The 16,364-nt window shown below is 69.3% G+C and carries 16 protein-coding genes and 2 riboswitches; of the genes, 10 read left to right on the top strand and 6 right to left on the bottom strand.

Annotated elements, in window-relative coordinates; genetic code table 11:
• The first annotated feature begins 52 nt into the window (after positions 1–52).
• On the top strand, positions 53–316 hold the full coding sequence (vapB, locus tag CFB34_RS15285) for a type II toxin-antitoxin system VapB family antitoxin (RefSeq protein WP_089440069.1): 264 nt from the start codon (positions 53–55) through the stop codon (positions 314–316).
• A complete protein-coding gene (locus tag CFB34_RS15280) occupies positions 313–729 on the top strand; it encodes a PIN domain-containing protein (protein WP_089440070.1) in 417 nt (138 codons plus the stop codon). The genes vapB and CFB34_RS15280 overlap by 4 nt, the downstream gene beginning before the upstream one ends.
• A gap of 48 nt (positions 730–777) precedes the next feature.
• Here the strand turns inward: CFB34_RS15280 and CFB34_RS15275 are convergent, their stop codons facing one another.
• Both CFB34_RS15275 and CFB34_RS15270 read right to left on the bottom strand, forming a co-directional pair.
• Complete coding sequence (locus tag CFB34_RS15275) at positions 778–1,683, bottom strand: nucleotidyl transferase AbiEii/AbiGii toxin family protein (protein ID WP_089440071.1); 906 nt, start codon at positions 1,681–1,683, stop codon at positions 778–780.
• The gene (locus tag CFB34_RS15270; RefSeq protein WP_089440072.1) at positions 1,652–2,722 is read right to left on the bottom strand and encodes a type IV toxin-antitoxin system AbiEi family antitoxin; all 1,071 of its coding nucleotides are present in this window, start codon (positions 2,720–2,722) and stop codon (positions 1,652–1,654) included. The genes CFB34_RS15275 and CFB34_RS15270 overlap by 32 nt, the downstream gene beginning before the upstream one ends.
• Positions 2,723–3,063: 341 nt before the next feature.
• On the opposite strand from CFB34_RS15270, the gene CFB34_RS15265 reads away from it, so the two are divergent.
• The 3 genes from CFB34_RS15265 to CFB34_RS15255 all read left to right on the top strand — a co-directional run bounded on the left by CFB34_RS15265 (position 3,064) and on the right by CFB34_RS15255 (position 4,874).
• Positions 3,064–4,227, top strand: coding sequence for a M20 aminoacylase family protein (locus CFB34_RS15265; RefSeq protein ID WP_089440073.1), 1,164 nt, complete (start codon positions 3,064–3,066; stop codon positions 4,225–4,227).
• 116 nt (positions 4,228–4,343) lie between these two features.
• Positions 4,344–4,589: a type II toxin-antitoxin system ParD family antitoxin gene (locus CFB34_RS15260; protein ID WP_089440074.1), complete on the top strand. Its 246-nt coding sequence runs from the start codon at positions 4,344–4,346 to the stop codon at positions 4,587–4,589.
• Positions 4,590–4,610: 21 nt separating this feature from the next.
• Entirely contained in the window at positions 4,611–4,874 is a 264-nt protein-coding gene (locus tag CFB34_RS15255; protein ID WP_089440075.1) for a type II toxin-antitoxin system RelE/ParE family toxin, read from the top strand.
• A 70-nt stretch (positions 4,875–4,944) separates the two neighbouring features.
• Here the strand turns inward: CFB34_RS15255 and CFB34_RS15250 are convergent, their stop codons facing one another.
• Genes CFB34_RS15250 through cobA form a run of 4 tightly spaced genes read right to left on the bottom strand, consistent with a single transcriptional unit; the run spans position 4,945 to position 8,015 of the window.
• On the bottom strand, positions 4,945–6,249 hold the full coding sequence (locus tag CFB34_RS15250; protein WP_089440076.1) for a cobyrinate a,c-diamide synthase: 1,305 nt from the start codon (positions 6,247–6,249) through the stop codon (positions 4,945–4,947).
• A gap of 2 nt (positions 6,250–6,251) precedes the next feature.
• A complete protein-coding gene (gene cobO / locus CFB34_RS15245) occupies positions 6,252–6,854 on the bottom strand; it encodes a cob(I)yrinic acid a,c-diamide adenosyltransferase (protein WP_089425397.1) in 603 nt (200 codons plus the stop codon).
• A 37-nt stretch (positions 6,855–6,891) separates the two neighbouring features.
• Positions 6,892–7,269 carry a cobalamin biosynthesis protein gene (locus CFB34_RS15240; RefSeq protein ID WP_089440077.1) on the bottom strand — a complete coding sequence of 126 codons (378 nt, stop codon included), beginning with the start codon at positions 7,267–7,269 and terminating at the stop codon, positions 6,892–6,894.
• A complete protein-coding gene (gene cobA, locus CFB34_RS15235) occupies positions 7,266–8,015 on the bottom strand; it encodes a uroporphyrinogen-III C-methyltransferase (protein ID WP_089440400.1) in 750 nt (249 codons plus the stop codon). Before cobA ends, CFB34_RS15240 begins: the two co-directional genes overlap by 4 nt.
• A 169-nt stretch (positions 8,016–8,184) precedes the next feature.
• Positions 8,185–8,422: riboswitch (cobalamin riboswitch) on the bottom strand.
• A 113-nt stretch (positions 8,423–8,535) separates the two neighbouring features.
• Positions 8,536–8,800: riboswitch (cobalamin riboswitch) on the top strand.
• Positions 8,801–9,133: 333 nt separating this feature from the next.
• Between cobA and cobW the strand changes: the two genes are divergently transcribed.
• The 5 genes from cobW (at position 9,134) to CFB34_RS15210 (ending at position 16,302) form a co-directional block, all read left to right on the top strand.
• Positions 9,134–10,222, top strand: a complete 1,089-nt coding sequence (gene cobW, locus CFB34_RS15230) for a cobalamin biosynthesis protein CobW (protein ID WP_089440078.1) — start codon at positions 9,134–9,136, stop codon at positions 10,220–10,222.
• A 6-nt stretch (positions 10,223–10,228) separates the two neighbouring features.
• Positions 10,229–14,038: a cobaltochelatase subunit CobN gene (cobN, locus tag CFB34_RS15225; protein WP_089440079.1), complete on the top strand. Its 3,810-nt coding sequence runs from the start codon at positions 10,229–10,231 to the stop codon at positions 14,036–14,038.
• A complete protein-coding gene (locus CFB34_RS15220; RefSeq protein ID WP_089440080.1) occupies positions 14,035–15,111 on the top strand; it encodes an ATP-binding protein in 1,077 nt (358 codons plus the stop codon). Before cobN ends, CFB34_RS15220 begins: the two co-directional genes overlap by 4 nt.
• A gap of 68 nt (positions 15,112–15,179) precedes the next feature.
• Entirely contained in the window at positions 15,180–15,788 is a 609-nt protein-coding gene (locus tag CFB34_RS15215; RefSeq protein ID WP_089440081.1) for a VWA domain-containing protein, read from the top strand.
• A gap of 61 nt (positions 15,789–15,849) precedes the next feature.
• On the top strand, positions 15,850–16,302 hold the full coding sequence (locus tag CFB34_RS15210) for a YaiI/YqxD family protein (protein ID WP_089440082.1): 453 nt from the start codon (positions 15,850–15,852) through the stop codon (positions 16,300–16,302).
• Positions 16,303–16,364: the final 62 nt, after the last annotated feature.

Raw genomic sequence — 16,364 nt, 5'->3', positions numbered from 1 at the left:
ATATGCCAGCATATGCCTAGAATGGACGCATCGTACTCCCATGGAGTGGCTCATGCGCACCGTTTCCATTTTCAAGAACGCCCGTAACCAGGCCATCCGCATCCCGAAGGACATGGAGTTCGAGGGGGTGACGGAACTCGAGATCCGCCGCGAGGGCGACACGCTGCTGCTGCGGCCGGTGCGGCCCACGTGGCTCTCGTTCGCGAGCGAACCGCCGGCCGACGCCGACTTCCTCGCCGAACGCCCGGCCGTCATCGAGTCCAGCCGCTTCGACCTGGCCGATGGTGGCGCCGCCCCGACGGAGTCCGGCCAGTGACCACGCTCTACATGCTCGATACGAATATCTGTTCGTTCATCATGCGTGAGCGGCCGCCCGTGGTGCTGTCGCGATTGCAATCGTGCGTCAATGCGCAGCACCGGATCGTCGTCTCGGCGATTACCTATGCCGAAATGCGGTTCGGCGCGGTCGGCAGGAAGGCGTCGCCGAAGCATGCGGAACGCGTGACGGCCTTTGTTTCGCGGCTGGACGGCGTGCTGTCGTGGGACACGGCGGCCGTCGATGCAACGGCCGCGATTCGTGCCGATCTCGCCGCGCGCGGCACGCCGATCGGCGCGAACGACGCATCGATCGCCGGCCATGCGATCGCGGCCGGTGCGGTGCTCGTCACGCACAACAGCCGCGAGTTCGGTCGTGTGGCCGGGTTGTCGCTCGAAGACTGGGCGGCTTGAGCGCCGTTCGGGATCTGTTCGGTCGCTCGGCGGTTGCGCATCGGCGCGTCAAGCGCGCGACGCGGGTTCGTCTGCGAGAAAGGCGTTGCGGAATGCGTCGAGATACCGGTCGGCGTCATCGCTGAATTCACCGGGCAACAGCGCAAATGCACGTGCCAGCAGATCCTGGCCGAGCACGGCATAAGTTGCTTCGTCCGACAACAGCGCACGGATCGCGTCACGCGTTTGTGGCGAAGCGATGCGTTTCGCCTCTCGCGCGAGCAGCGCGGCAGCGGCGAGTCCCGGCTGGAACGCGTGGATTTCGAGCAGGTCCGGCGCGGCATCCCAGATACGTTCGCGATTGCCGGCGTCGTGAAAATTCCGCAGCAGGAACAGCAGGTCGTACGCATCGCTGTTCTGGCGTGCACGCCGGTCCTTCCAGGCGAGCAGCTTCAGCAGCGCCAGTGCCGGCAGGCTGGCCACCGGCACCACGGTGCGCGCATCGATCGACACGGGGTGGGCGGTGTCCACCGCTTCCTGAAACCCGAGCACGTTCAGCACGAATTCACCGCCGGGCGGCCATGCGATTTCGCCCGGAGGCGTTTCGAGCGGCCCGAACGGCACGAGATCCAGCTCCGTGCGAAAACCGTCCGCGCCGCTTTCGAACAGCAGTTTCTGCTGCTGTTTCGGTGCGCGCGTGAACTGCCCGGTCGCGACAAGTGCCTCGACGAGCCGCGCGTGAAACGGCCAGCTCACCGCGCACACTGCAACGTCGACATCTCTCGTCGCGCGCACCGGCCGGATGCCGTGCACGTGCCACATCAGGATGTCGCGCGCGGTTGCGCCGGCGACCACGAATGCCGTGTCGAGACGCGCGCAGGCCGAGCCGACGGCCTGCAGCAACGCGACCGCCGCAGGCTCCAGCGGCCGGCGTGCGTCGACCTCAAGCGGGCGGTTGGGCGAGGTATCGGTCATGGATGCGATCGGCGATGGAAAGATTGCGGCTGTCGCCGGACGCGACGAGATCCGCGTAGATCAGCAGCGGCGGCACGACCGGTACTTCCTGCTCGCGCCAGGCAAGCTCCGCAGACCGCGGCCAGAACGCTTCGACGATCTCGACATCGCCGCGCTCGTCCGGACGCAGGCGGCCCTGAAGCAGCAGCCGGTTCGACGCGGTGCCGTGCGTATAGACGGTGATCGCGGCGGGTTTCAGGTCGCGCGTCAGCAAGTCGGCTGCCGGCTCGCCGCCGAGTCGCGCATCGAATGCCGCGAAATCGAAGCCGCGCCACCAGTCGGGCGCGAGGCTGGCAAACCGGCGGCTCGGCAGTTTCGCGCGCAAGCGGCTCGGATAGAGCGCGACCCATTCCTGTACGAAGCGCGGCCAGTCGGGCATCAGGCGCTCGCCGTTGCGGCGTTGCCCGACGAGGCCACGCGCGATCAGGTCGTCCATCGCGAGATTGACCGTACCGAGTGCAACGTCCGATGCAGCGGCGATCGCCCGATACGGTTGCGCGACCAGGCCCGGCTGTGTCGCGAGTGCGAACATCACGGCCAGCCCCTTCGGCGTCGTCGCGCGCGACGCCTGTCGGGGCGGTGTGCGTGCGGGCTTCGGCCGGCCCGCGATCATCACGGTCGCCTCCGGTTCGATCAGGCATGCGTTGCCGGCGGTATCGAGAAACGGGATGCCCTGGTCGGTCAGGCCGGCGGCCAGTTCCGCCGAAAGATACGGGGCGACCAGCATCAGCGACCGTTCGCCGGGCGCCGCGGTGTCGCCGCGGCGGCGCAATTCCGCGAGCGCGCCCGCCAGCGATTCGACGCGCAGGCTCACGGCGACTGGCATCTCGAATGCCTGCCCGGCAACGTCGAAGCGGATCATGGCGTCGGCGCGCGCCTTCCAGTCGGCCGACACACGCACGGGCCGGGCACGAAAGCGCCGGGTCGCGCTTTCGAACGCGGCGCACGCTTCGTCGAGCACGCGCTGTTCCGACACGGAGAGGGGGGTGTTCGCGGGCATCAAAGGGAATCGCTTGTTCACTTTTTTGTCAGCGTACACAAAAAATGTACAAGCGTCAAAAAGTGAACAAGCATTCGCAAGATATTGATGCGTAGGAACTATTTGATGATTCTGAACGATAGTCACCGCGGCCCTCACACGCAAGAAATCGATGGGTGGCACACAGTGTTGCGCGGCCGGCTCGTGGGCGGCAGTCGTCCGGATGGCCAGCTTGCGCGCCTCGCGCATCGTTCCCAATATGGCAACTACTGGTTGCTACCACGACGACTTTCCGTCTGCCCGGTTGCTGCCGAACCCACTATCCTTGCCTGCATATTCCCCACAGGACAGGAGACGACACCGTGACGCACAGCGTGATTCCCGCCAGCCTCGCCGACGAAATGATCGAGATCCGGCACCGCATCCACGCCCACCCCGAGCTCGGCTTCGAAGAGTTCGCGACGAGCGACCTCGTCGCGGAGCAACTGCAGTCGTGGGGCTACACGGTGCACCGCGGGCTGGGCGGCACGGGCGTCGTCGCGCAGTTGAGGGTCGGCAGCGGCGCACAGCGGCTCGGCCTGCGCGCCGACATGGACGCACTGCCGATCCACGAGGCCACCGGCCTGCCGTACGAGAGCAGGATCGCCGGCAAGATGCACGCGTGCGGCCACGACGGCCATACGGCGATGCTGCTCGCGGCCGCGAAGCACCTGGCGCGCGAGCGCCGCTTCTCGGGCACGCTGAACCTGATTTTCCAGCCGGCCGAGGAAGGGCTCGGCGGCGCGAAGAAGATGCTCGACGAAGGGCTGTTCGAGCTGTTCCCGTGCGACGCGATTTTCGCGATGCACAACATGCCCGGCTTCCCGACGGGCAAGTTCGGCTTCCTGCCGGGGTCGTTCATGGCGTCGTCGGATACGGTGATCGTCGACGTGCAAGGCCGGGGCGGCCACGGCGCGGTGCCGCACAAGGCGGTCGATTCGGTGGTCGTCTGCGCGCAGATCGTCATCGCGCTGCAGACGATCGTGTCGCGCAACGTGTCGCCGCTCGACATGGCGATCGTCACGGTCGGCGCGATCCACGCGGGCGAGGCGCCGAACGTGATTCCCGATCGCGCGCAGATGCGCCTGTCGGTGCGCGCGCTGAAGCCGGAGGTGCGCGACCTGCTCGAGACGCGCATCAAGGAAGTCGTGCATGCGCAGGCGGCCGTGTTCGGCGCGACCGCGACGATCGACTACCAGCGCCGCTACCCGGTGCTCGTCAACGATGCGGAAATGACCGCGTTCGCGCGCAACGTCGCCCGCGAATGGGTGGGCGACGCGAACCTGATCGACGGGATGGTGCCGCTCACCGGCAGCGAGGATTTCGCGTTCCTGCTCGAGAAGCGGCCGGGCTGCTACCTGATCATCGGCAACGGCGACGGGGAGGGCGGCTGCATGGTGCACAACCCCGGCTACGACTTCAACGATGCGGCACTGCCGACCGGCGCGTCGTACTGGGTGAAGCTGGCGGAGGCGTTCCTGGTTTGACAGCGAAAACGACGCATACGGCGCGAGGCGCGGCATCGACAAGGTCGCCGCAACGGCGGAGCGCCGGAAGTCCCAGACTCGGGAAAACGATGGCCGCATTGAAAGAGAAATGACTCATGTCGCAAAACACATCCGTTTCCCGGCGCGACCACTTTGCCGAACTCGTCGATACCCAAGTGCAATCGGAACAATACGGTTCCGCAAGCGACGTCGAACGAACCGGTTTGCGGCTTCTCGAATCACGCGACATGCAGGTGCGCGCGTTGCAGGAAGCGTTGAAGGCCGGGGAGGTATCGGGAGCACCCAGGCCATTCGACCGCGAGGCCTTCCTGGCCCGCATGCGGACCGCGCATGACGGCTAAAGGCAGCGTCGGCTCACACCGCTGGCCGAACTCGATCTCGAAGACATTTGGCGCTATACCGTCGGGCGTGGGTCGCTCAAGCAAGCCGACCTTTACCACCGCGATCTGATCGGGACCATGGAAGCGCTGGCGCGCGGTGAAAAGGTCGGCCGGACTTGCATTGTTCGCGATGGATATTTCCGGTACGCCGTGGGCTCCCACGTCGTGTTCTATCGTGAAACGGAATACACGATCGATGTGATTCGAGTCCTGCATCAACGCATGGACATCGAACAACATTTGTAGTCGTACAAGGAAGGCGTGTGATCGTTGCGACGGGGCATGCAATCCCGGTATGACTCGTGCGATCCCGAATCTAGAACGCTTCCCCGCTGAACAACGCCACGACCGCCTCCGGATTCGACGGCCAGTACATGTGCATGTACGTCGCGACAATCGCATCGCGACAATAGACGGCCTCGCCGTAGCCCGCCGCGCCATCGGGACGCGCGGCATGCGCGACCGCCTCCAGCGGCGTCTCGAGCCGCGAATAATGGAACGTATGCCCCCGCATCGTCCCGCTGCGCGTGTCGAGTTGCTGCATGCCGAGCGCCGCGAACCGGCGTTGCATCGTCGCGTGACCCGGCAACAGCCCAAGCAACGGCGTCGTCACGCCGTCCACGTCGGTCAGCGATTCACACAGATACACCATCCCCCCGCATTCCGCGACGATCGGCCGGCCGGCCGCTGCGTGCGCGCGAATCGACCGCGCGGTCGAGGCATTCGCCGCGAGTGTCGCCGCATGCAATTCCGGATAGCCGCCCGGCAGGAACAGTGCGTCGCAATCGTCCGGCAACGGTTCGTCGGCGACCGGCGAAAAGAATCGCACCTGCGCACCGAGCGTGTCGAGCAGCGCGAGATTCGCCGGATAAATGAACGAAAAAGCCGCATCGCGCGCCACCGCGATCCGCTTGCCGGCGAGCGCACGCGGCAGCGGCGCCGCTGCATCCGGTTCCGCGAACGCAACGGCCGGCGGCAACTCGGCCAGCGCCGTTTGCGCGAGCACGTCGGCCGCGCGATCGAGCCGCGCATCGAGATCGTCGATGTCGTTCGGCTGGTGCAGGCCGAGATGCCGCTCCGGCAGCGCGATGCCCGCATCGGCCGGCACGTGCCCGAGCCAGCGCAGGTCGTCGGGCAGCGCCTGTTGCAGCAGTTCCGCATGCCGGGCTGACCCGACGCGATTCGCCAGCACGCCGTGAAACGGCAGCCCCGGCCGGAACCGCGCGAGCCCGAACGCGATCGCCGCGAAGGTCTGCGCCATCGACTTCGCCGAAATCACCGCGACGACCGGCACGCCGAACGCGGCCGCGAGGTCGGCGCTGCTCGGCGTACCGTCGAACAGGCCCATCACGCCCTCGATCAGGATCAGGTCCGCGTCGCGCGCGGCGTCGGCCAGCAGCGCACGGCAGCCGGCCTCGCCGACCATCCCGAGATCGAGCGCATGCACGGGTGCGCCGCTCGCGCGTTCGAGCAGCATCGGATCGAGAAAATCGGGCCCGGTCTTGAATACGCGCACGCGCCGGCCGAGCCGGCGGTGCAGCCGTGCCAGGCCCGCCGTCACCGAGGTCTTGCCCTGGCCCGACGCGGGCGCACTGACGAACAGCGCGGGGCAGGCGGGCATGCTCAGAACTCCACGCCGCGCTGCGCCTTCACGCCTTGCTCCTTGTACGGATGCTTGACGAGCCGCATTTCGGTGACGAGGTCGGCTGCGTCGATCAGCGCATCGGGCGCATGCCGCCCGGTCACGACGACGTGCACCGACTCGGGACGCGCGGTGAGCGTCGCGAGCACCTCGTCGAGCGGCAGGTATTCGTACTTCAGCACGGTGTTCAGTTCGTCGAGGATCACCATCCGGTAATCGCCGCTCTCGATCATCCGGCGCGCCTCGTCCCAGCCCTTGCGCGCGGTCGCGATGTCGGCGTCGCGGTTCTGCGTGTTCCACGTATAGCCGTCGCCCATCGTCACGAAATCGCATTCGGCCACCGCGCCGAGGAAGTCGCGCTCGGACGTGTGCAGCGCGCCCTTGATGAACTGCACGACACCGAGCCGCATGCCGTGGCCGAGCACGCGCACGGCCATGCCGAACGCGGCCGTGCTCTTGCCCTTGCCGTTGCCGGTGTTGACGATCAGCAGGCCCTTTTCGTTGACGGCGGCGGCCTGCTTCTTCTCGTGGCCGGCACGGCGGCGTTCGGTCATCCGTTGATGGGATTCGGCGTCGGTTTTCATCGGATTCGTCCTGTCGAAAGAAAGCGAAACAAAGGGTTCAGAGCGGGCCGGCGAGTGCGACCGTCACGCCGTCCCGGATGGATTTGGGGCCCAGCAGCCGGCCATGCGGCGCCGCGAGCTGCGCGCACGGCTCGGCCACGCCCGCGACGCCGAAGCGGGCGCGCGCGGCGGCCGACGGGCCGCTCGCGGCCAGTTCCGGGCGGCTCGCGAGTTGGGCCGCGTCGAACGCGACGAGCGGCCAGCCGCGTCGCGCGCACAGCGTGCGCAGCGCGCGGGCACGCGCCTTGTCGGCGAGCGTGGCCACGAGCGCGGGTTCGGCGGCCGGGTACGGCATCAGCGCCGCGCGGATCGCGGCATCGAGTTGCGCGGCCGTCACGCCTGCACGGAAACCGATGCCGAGCGCGACGCGCATCATGCGCCGCCGCCGAGCGCGGCCCGTACCGCGGGATCGTCGGCGAACGCCGCGACGCGCCCGATCACGACGATCGCCGGCGAACCGATACCGGCGGTGCCGATGCGTTCGACGAGCGTATCGAGCGTCGCGAGCACGTGGCGTTGCTCAGGGCGCGTCGCATGCTCGATCGCCGCGCACGGCGTCGCGCCGGGCAGGCCGCCATCGCGCAGCGCGGTGGCAATCGCGTCGAGCCGGCGGATGCCCATGTAGATGACGATCGTCATGCGCGTGGCCGCGAGCGCGCGCCAGTCGGGTTCGTCGGCGCCCGCGCCGTGGCCCGTGACGAAGATCACGCCCTGCGCGTCGCCGCGCTGCGTGACCGGGATGCCGATCGCGGCCGGCGCGGCGATGCCCGCGGTGACGCCGTTCACGACCTCGACCGGGAATCCCGCCGCGCCGAGCGCGGCCAGCTCCTCGCCGCCGCGGCCGAACACGAACGGATCGCCGCCCTTGAGCCGCGCGACGCTGCGGCCCGCGCGCAGATGCGCGAGCATCGCTGCGACGATCGTCTCCTGCGGCGTCGACGCATGACCGCCGCGCTTGCCGACGTGCTCGATGTGCGCATCGGCGCGCGCATGGCGCAGCACGTCGGGATTCACGAGATCGTCGACGAGCAGCACGTCCGCCGCGCCGATCGCGTGGACGGCCTTGAGCGTCAGCAGGTCGGCGTCGCCGGGGCCGGCGCCGACGAGCCACGCGCGGCTCATCGGGCGCGGCACGGCGCGCACCGTGTCGAAACAGGGGAACAGGGCAGGCGGGCGGCCCGGCGGCGGCCAGCGGACAGGTCAACCATGATGGATCGAACGAAGCCCGCGCGGACGCGGGCGGAATGCGCACCTCATCCGTCCCCCGCGGATCGGGCGTTCGGCGAGCGTCGGGCTCGCCCCTTGCGTCGGCCGGTATCCGGGCTGGCCGCTTGCCAGGCCGCAGCCTTCCCGCCCGGTTGACGGGCAGTGGCATCGTGGGCGGCCTGGGCGCGTGCGCGATAAAGCGCGTCGCGCGGGCGGCGTACCGTTGCGGGGACAGCACAGGCCGGGCGGGGGTCCGCCTCCTGTTTCCCGTTTAACTGCATGTGCGGAATGCGCATGCGGGCACCGAACGCGGCGCTACGATAGCACAGCGCCTCCCCCGCGCGAACCGCCTCGCACGGCTTCCGGCCACGCGCGGCAGCCATCCGGAACCGGGCCCGGCGGCCCGTTCCGCCTTGACGCTCCCCGCACCGCCGCCTACACTCGCACGCGTTTTGGTGCTCGCGCGCGCCGCTCCGGTGCGCGCAGTTAAACGGGAAACAGGGAGCCTGCCTGCACCGCAGTCGAGCCAACCTGTGCTGCCCCCGCAACGGTAAGCGAACGCGTCGCGCGCATGCGCCACGCAACGCCGCTTCGCCGCATGCCGCGTGCATGCGGACGACCGCCACTGGATGCCGCGCATCCGGGAAGGCGAAGCGGCGTGTTCGTCAGCCCGGATACCGGCCGAAACGTTGGGGTTCAGCGCCGCGGGGAGGCGGCGCATCGTCCACGGCCGCAGCCGGCCCGACGCCCGCGTATTGCCCGCTTGCTCCACCGATCCGCTCCTGCGCGAGTCCGCGCCGGCCGACCGGCGCGGCGAATGGCAGGCAGCGCGTGCCGGGCCGGCGGCAGCCGTGTTGGCATTCACGATGTCGACCGTTCGCAAGGAAGCACCATGTCCGATTCGTCATCCCGCCCGTCCCGCGATTGTCCATGCGGATCGCGCGGCGGCATGCCCGCGATCCGCCAGATGAACTGCCACGCCGCCCTCGACGCGACGATCCCGGGCTGATTCCATTTTCGACACAGGACCTACCATGACCCTACGCAAGCTTCCCGTCACGATCGTCACGGGCTTTCTCGGCAGCGGCAAGACCACGCTGATGCGTCACATCCTGCAGCACGCCGAAGGCCGCCGCATCGCGGTGATCGTCAACGAATTCGGCGAGCTCGGCATCGACGGCGAAATCCTCAAGGGCTGCGGCATCGGCTGCGAGGATGCCGATGGCGCTGAGGGCGAAGCGGCGGGCCAGTTGTACGAACTCGCGAACGGCTGCCTGTGCTGCACCGTGCAGGAAGAGTTCTATCCGGTGATGGAAGCGCTCGTCGAGCGCCGCGCGGATATCGACCACGTGCTGATCGAGACGTCCGGCCTCGCGCTGCCGAAGCCGCTCGTGCAGGCGTTCAACTGGCCGACGATTCGCAACGCCTTCACGGTCGACGCGGTCGTGACCGTGGTCGACGGGCCGGCGGCCGCCAGCGGCCAGTTCGCGGAAAACCCGCAGGCGGTCGACGCGCAGCGCCGCGCCGATCCGAACCTCGACCACGAATCGCCGCTGCACGAGCTGTTCGCCGATCAGCTGTCGTCCGCCGACCTCGTGATCGTGAACAAGGCCGATCTCGTCGGCGACGCGGAATTCGCGCAGATCGAAACCGCGATTCGCGACGAGATCCCGCCGCAGGTGAAGATCGTGCGCGCGACGCGTGGCGAGCTCGATCTCGCGATGCTGCTCGGCCTCGAATCGGCATCGGAAGAAACGATCCACCTGCGTCACGACCATCACGGCTCGGCCGATGACGGCGATCACGATCACCATCACGACGATTTCGACTCGGTGGTCGTGTCGGGCGACGCCGGCACGCGCGAAGCGACGATCGCCGCGCTGCAACGCGTCGTCGAAGCGCACACGATTTACCGCGCCAAGGGCTTCGCCGCGCTGCCCGGTGCGCCGATGCGGCTCGTGATCCAGGGTGTCGGCCGCCGCTTCGACAGCTATTTCGACCGTCGCTGGCAGGACGGCGAAACGCGCGCGAGCCGCTTCGTGCTGATCGGCGAGGATCTCGACGCGGCTGCGCTGCAACGCGCGTTCGACGCCGCATGCGCGGCCGAACCGCAACAGGCGTAACGCACGATGCATCTGCTGCGCACCACGCCGGGCGGCTTCGTCGACGATACGCAGGGCGTCGTCCGGATCGACCAGCAACCGGCCGACATCGTGATCCTGAGCTCGGCCGACACGACGCTGTCGCTGCTCGCGAGCGTCGTGCCGCATCTGCCGGCCGGCTTCCCGAGCGTGCGGCTCGCGAACGTCACGTTCCTGCGGCAGCCGGCGTCGGTCGACTTCTATGTCGACGACGTGCTGCAGCATGCGAAGTCGGTCGTGATCGATCATCTCGGCGGCGAGGCGTACTGGCCGTACGGAATCGAGCAGGCCGTGTCGCTCGCGTCGAAGCGCGGGCAGCAGCTCGCGATGTTCTCGGGCGACCTGCAGGAAGACCCGAACCTCGTCGCGAAGAGCACGGTCGCGCCCGACCTGTGCCGGCTGTGGTGGCGCTACCTGCGTGAAGGCGGCGTGCACAACGCCGAGGCGCTGCTGCGCAGCATTGCATTTCACACGCTCGGGTTCGGCGAAGAACCCGAACTGCCGCGCCCGCTGCCGGCCGCCGCGCTGTATCACCCGGCGCGCGACCGCGCGAGCGTCGACGACTGGCGGCCGCGCTGGACGCCCGGCGCGCCTGTCGTCGCGATCCTGTTCTATCGCGCGCACTGGCAGGCCGCGAACACGGCCGTGTTCGATGCGCTGGCCGATGCGCTCATCGAAGAGGGGCTGAATCCGCTGCCAATCGCGGTCACGTCGCTGAAGGACGCGGTGAGCCGCGAAGTCATCACGCAGCTCTGCGACGCGCACGACGTCGCGCTCGTGCTGAACACGACCGCATTCGCGGCCGGCGCGATCGACAGCCCCGGGCACGACGTGCTCGCCGGCGACGCGCCGGTATTGCAGGTGATCCTGTCCGGCGGCAATCGCGACGCGTGGGTGGCCGACAACCAGGGCCTGCACGCGCGCGACATCGCGATGCACATCGCGCTGCCCGAGGTCGACGGCCGCATCGTCACGCGGGCGGTGAGTTTCAAGGGGCTCGCATACCGTTGCCCGCACACCGAAGTCGACGTCGTGCGCTACCAGCCGGATGCCGAGCGGATCGCGTTCGTCGCGGCGCTTGCGCGCGGCTGGTGCCGGCTGCGCACGCTCGACCACGCCGACAAGCGCGTCGCGCTGATTCTCGCGAACTATCCGCAAAGCGAAGGGCGGATCGGCAACGGCGTCGGCCTCGACACGCCGGCGTCCGCGCTGCGCGTGCTCGCGGCGCTGCGCGATGCGGGCTACACGGTGGCCGACCTGCCGCCCGACGGCGACGCGCTGATCGCGCGCCTCACCGAAGGCGTGACCAACGACGCGGCCGTGCATGCGTTGCGCCCCGCATTCCAGAGCTTCCCGCTGGCCGACTACGTCGCGCGTTTCGCGCGGCTGCCGACGGCCGTGCGCGATGCGCTGAACGAACGCTGGGGGCCGCCCGAAGCCGACCCGACGCTGCGGCACGGCCGCTTCGCGATCGCGGGCTGGCGCGCGGGCAACGTGTTCGTCGGCATCCAGCCGTCGCGCTCGCGCGACGAGAACGACTACGCGAGCTACCACGACGCCGAGCTCGTGCCGCCGCACGCGTATCTCGCGTTCTATTTCTGGCTGCGCGATGCGTACCGCATCGACGCGGTCATCCACCTCGGCAAGCACGGCAACCTCGAATGGCTGCCGGGCAAGAGCGTCGCGCTGTCCGACGCGTGCTGGCCCGACCTGACGCTCGGGCCGCTGCCGCACCTGTATCCGTTCATCGTCAATGATCCGGGCGAGGGCAGCCAGGCGAAGCGCCGCGCGCAGGCCGTGATCATCGATCACCTGATGCCGCCGCTCACGCGCGCGGAAAACTACGGCCCGCTGCAGGATCTCGAACGGCAGGTCGACGAATACTACGAAGCGCTGATGGTCGATGCGCGGCGCGCGAAGCTGCTGCGCAAGACGATCCTCGCGACGATCGCCGAGCATCGTCTGCATGACGAACTGAGCGTGTCGCCACCGCGCGATGCGGGCGACGAGGATGCGCTGCTCACGCGCGTCGACGCGTGGCTGTGCGAACTGAAGGAAGCGCAGATCCGCGACGGGCTGCACGTGTTCGGCGAATCGCCGATCGATCGCCAGCGGCGCGACACGCTGCTCGCGCTCGCGCGCTTTCCGGTCGGCGACGGCAAGGGCCCGCGCGCCGGGCTGATCGGCGCGCTCGCGCGCGATCTCGCACTCGGCGACGACTTCGATCCGCTCGCGGCCGACTGGGCCGCGCCGTGGGTTGGCCCGCGGCCGGCGATCCTGCAGGCGCTCGACGCATCGCCGTGGCGCCATGCGGGCGATACGCGCGAGCGGCTCGAACGGCTCGCGCAGCAATGGCTGGACGGGCTGTGCGCAACGGGCGGCGGCGGCACGGGCACCGACGCGACACCGCCCGGCGACTGGCCGCACACGCTCGCCGTGATCGAACGCGTTCGCGAAACGCTGCTGCCCGCGCTCGACGCGTGCGGCAGCGAGGAAATGCGCCAGCTGCTGCGCGGGCTCGACGGCCGCTTCGTGCCGCCGGGGCCGAGCGGCTCGCCGTCGCGCGGCCGCCCCGACGTACTGCCGACCGGCCGCAATTTCTACTCGGTCGATACACGCGCGGTGCCGACGCAGGCCGCGTGGTCGCTCGGCCTGAAATCCGCGCAGCAACTGATCGAGCGCCATCTGCAGGATCACGGCGACTATCCGCGCGCGATCGGCTTGTCCGTCTGGGGCACGGCGACGATGCGCACGGGCGGCGACGACATCGCGCAGGCGTTCGCGCTGCTCGGCGTGCGGCCGAAATGGGCGCACGGCAGCCATCGCGTGACCGACTTCGAGATCCTGCCGATCGAGATCTTCGACCGGCCGCGCATCGACGTGACGCTGCGCGTGTCGGGCTTCTTCCGCGACGCGTTCCCGAACCTGATGCACCTGTTCGACGCGGCCGTGCAGGCGGTGGCCGCGCTCGACGAACCCGAGGAGCTGAACCCGATTCGCGCGCGCATCGAGCGCGAACGCGAAAAATGGGTCGCGCAGGGCGTGGCGCCGGACGAAGCGCGGCGCCGGGCCGGTTGGCGCGTGTTCGGCGCGCGGCCGGGCAGCTACGGCGCGGGCCTGCAGGACCTGATCGACCAGCGCCGCTGGCAGACCGACGCCGATCTCGCCGATGCCTACCGTCAGTGGGGCGGCCATGCGTACGCACAGAACAGCGCGGGCGATGCGGCGGCCGACGTGTTCGGCGAGCGGCTCGCGACGATCGACGTCGTCGTGCAGAACCAGGACAGCCGCGAGCACGACATCCTTGATTCGAACGACTACTACCAGTTCCAGGGCGGGATGACCGCAGCCGTGCGGCACCTGTCCGGGCAGCAGCCGAGCATCTACCACGGCGACCACGCGAACCCGGCCGCGCCGAAGATGCGCACGCTGCGCGAGGAAATCGCGCGCGTGATCCGCTCGCGCGTCGTCAACCCGAAATGGCTCGACGGCGTGAAGCGCCATGGCTACAAGGGCGCGGCCGAGCTGGCCGCGACGGTCGACTACCTGTACGGCTATGACGCGACCGCGCGCGTGCTGTCCGACCATCAATACGCGCTCGTTGCGGACGCGTACCTGTTCGACGACGCCACCCGTGCGTTCCTCGAACGGCACAACCCGAAGGCGCTGCACGGCATCTGCGAACGTTTCGTCGAGGCGATGCAGCGCGGCCTGTGGCAGCAACCGGGCGACTATCGCGAACGGATCGAAGCGGTCTGGCTCGCGAGCGAACAACTCCAGGAAGGGGGACGGCGATGACCGATCCGACGACGCACCGCGCCCGCGCGGTTTTTCCGTTTGCGGCGCTCGTCGCACAGGATGCACTGCAGCAGGCGCTGCTGCTCGCCGCGATCGACCCGTCGCTCGGCGGCGTGCTCGTGAGCGGGCCGCGCGGCACCGCGAAATCGACCGCGGCGCGCGGCCTGGCGGAACTGTTGCCCGAAGGGCAGTTCGTCACGCTGCCGCTGTCGGCGAGCGACGAGCAGGTGACGGGCACGCTCGATCTCGCGCATGCCCTCGCTGAAAACGGCGTGCGCTTCCGGCCGGGCCTGCTCGCGCGCGCGCATCTCGGCGTGCTGTACGTCGACGAAGTGAACCTGCTCGCCGACGGGCTCGTCGATACGCTGCTCGACGTCGCCGCGAGCGGCGTGAACATCGTCGAGCGCGATGGCGTGTCGCACGCGCACGATGCGCGCTTCGTGCTCATCGGTACGATGAATCCGGAGGAGGGCGAGCTGCGTCCGCAGTTGCTCGACCGCTTCGGTTTGATGGTCGAGCTGGAGAACTGCTTCGACGCCGCGCAGCGCGAGCGGATCGTGAAGGCGCGGCTTGCATTCGATCTCGAGCCGGATGCATTCCGCGCGCGTCATGCGTCCGCGCAACGCGCACTCGTCGACCGGATTCATGCGGCACGCGCACGGCTCGCGGCGCTCGAGTTCGACGATGCGGTTCATGCGCGCGTCAGCGCGCTGTGCATCGACGCGGCCGTCGACGGGCTGCGTGCCGATCTCGTGATGCTGCGCGCGGCGCGTGCGCTCGCCGCGCTGGAGCAGGCCGATGCGGTAACGGTGTCGCATGTCGAGCGGGTGGCCGACGCGGTGCTGCGGCATCGTCGTCATGCGGGCACGCCGCCATCGTCGCAAGCGCCGCAGAAAGACGACGGCCCCGACGGCCACACGCCTTCCGATGCGCGCGAGCGCCCCGACGATCCATCGGGTGCGGCGAAGAACGATGCCGCGGCATCGCAGGGCGACTGGGGCTACCTGCCGCCCGAACCGGCCGGGCTGCGCGACGTGAAAAGCGTGGTGCCGCTGCCGCTAAAAAAACGCTGAGCCATCGAGCCGGCGCCGCCGCGGACACCGTTCGCGGCCCTCGATGGCAATCAGGCGCAGCCGCGCGCGTGCCGGGCACGACACGCACCGGCACCACCGTGGCGTGGCCGGCGACGCTCGTCGCGAAGCGCGGCGGCCCGCTGCATCGCGACCATCTGCGTTTCCGCGAACGTGCCGGCACGCCGCACGCACTGCATTGCTTCGTGCTCGACTGCTCGGCGTCGATGCTGTCGCACGAGCGGCTCGCACTGGCGAAGGGGCTGATCGTCGCGTATTTCGACCAGGCCGCGCGCGACCGCGTCGAAACCGCGCTGATCTGTTTCGGCGGCCATGGCGCCGTGCGCCGCTTCGGCCCGGCCGTGCCGCGCTGGTGGAATGCGCGCTGGCTCGAACCGGTCGAAGGCGGTGGCGGCACGCCGCTCGCGGACGGCATCGCGGCCGCCGCGCAATTGCTCGCACGCGCGGCGCGGCGTGAGCCGGGCAAGCAGCGCTGGCTGTGGGTGCTGTCCGACGGCCGCACGCGCGAGACGCCCGCGAAACCCGCGGCGGCCGATCACGTCGTGTTCGTCGACTTCGACGATGCGGCCGTGCGAATCGGGCAGGGCGCGCGGCTCGCCGCGGCGTGGGGCGCGCAGTGGGTGACGGCCGACGCGCTGTGCACGGGCCGCGCCGGCTGATGGCCGGCCGGCGGTGCGCTATGATCGCCGCTTCTGCTTCAACCCATTGGAACAACCCGCCATGCAAGTACTGGTCGATGCCGACGCGTGTCCCGCCGTCATCAAGGACATGCTGTTTCGCGCCGCGCGTCGTGCAGAAATCTGCGTGACGCTGGTCGCGAACCAGTTTCTGCGCACGCCGCCGTCGCCGTTCATCAAGGCGGTGCAGGTGCCGGCCGGTTTCGACGTGGCCGATGCGCGCATCGTCGAGCTGGTGGAAGCGGGCGACCTCGTGATCACCGCCGACATTCCGCTGGCCGCCGCCGTGCTCGACAAGGGCGCACATGCGCTCGACCCGCGCGGCAACTGGTTCAGCCGCGAGAACATCGAGGAACGCCTGTCGACGCGCGCGATGATGGACCAGTTGCGCAGCGCGGGCATCGACACGGGCGGCCCGGCGCCGTTCAGCGCACGCGACGGCAAGGCGTTTGCCTCGCAGTTCGACCGCTTCCTGGCGCGGCACGGCAAGCCTTGAGGTGGCGTCGCGGCGGCCGCGTGTCGTGATCGCCCTGCGTGGGGCGACACCTGCGCGCCAGG

The sequence above is a fragment of the Burkholderia sp. HI4860 genome, from assembly GCF_002223045.2.
Classification (GTDB): Bacteria; Pseudomonadota; Gammaproteobacteria; order Burkholderiales; family Burkholderiaceae; genus Burkholderia.
This window is presented reverse-complemented; position numbering and strand designations above follow the sequence as displayed.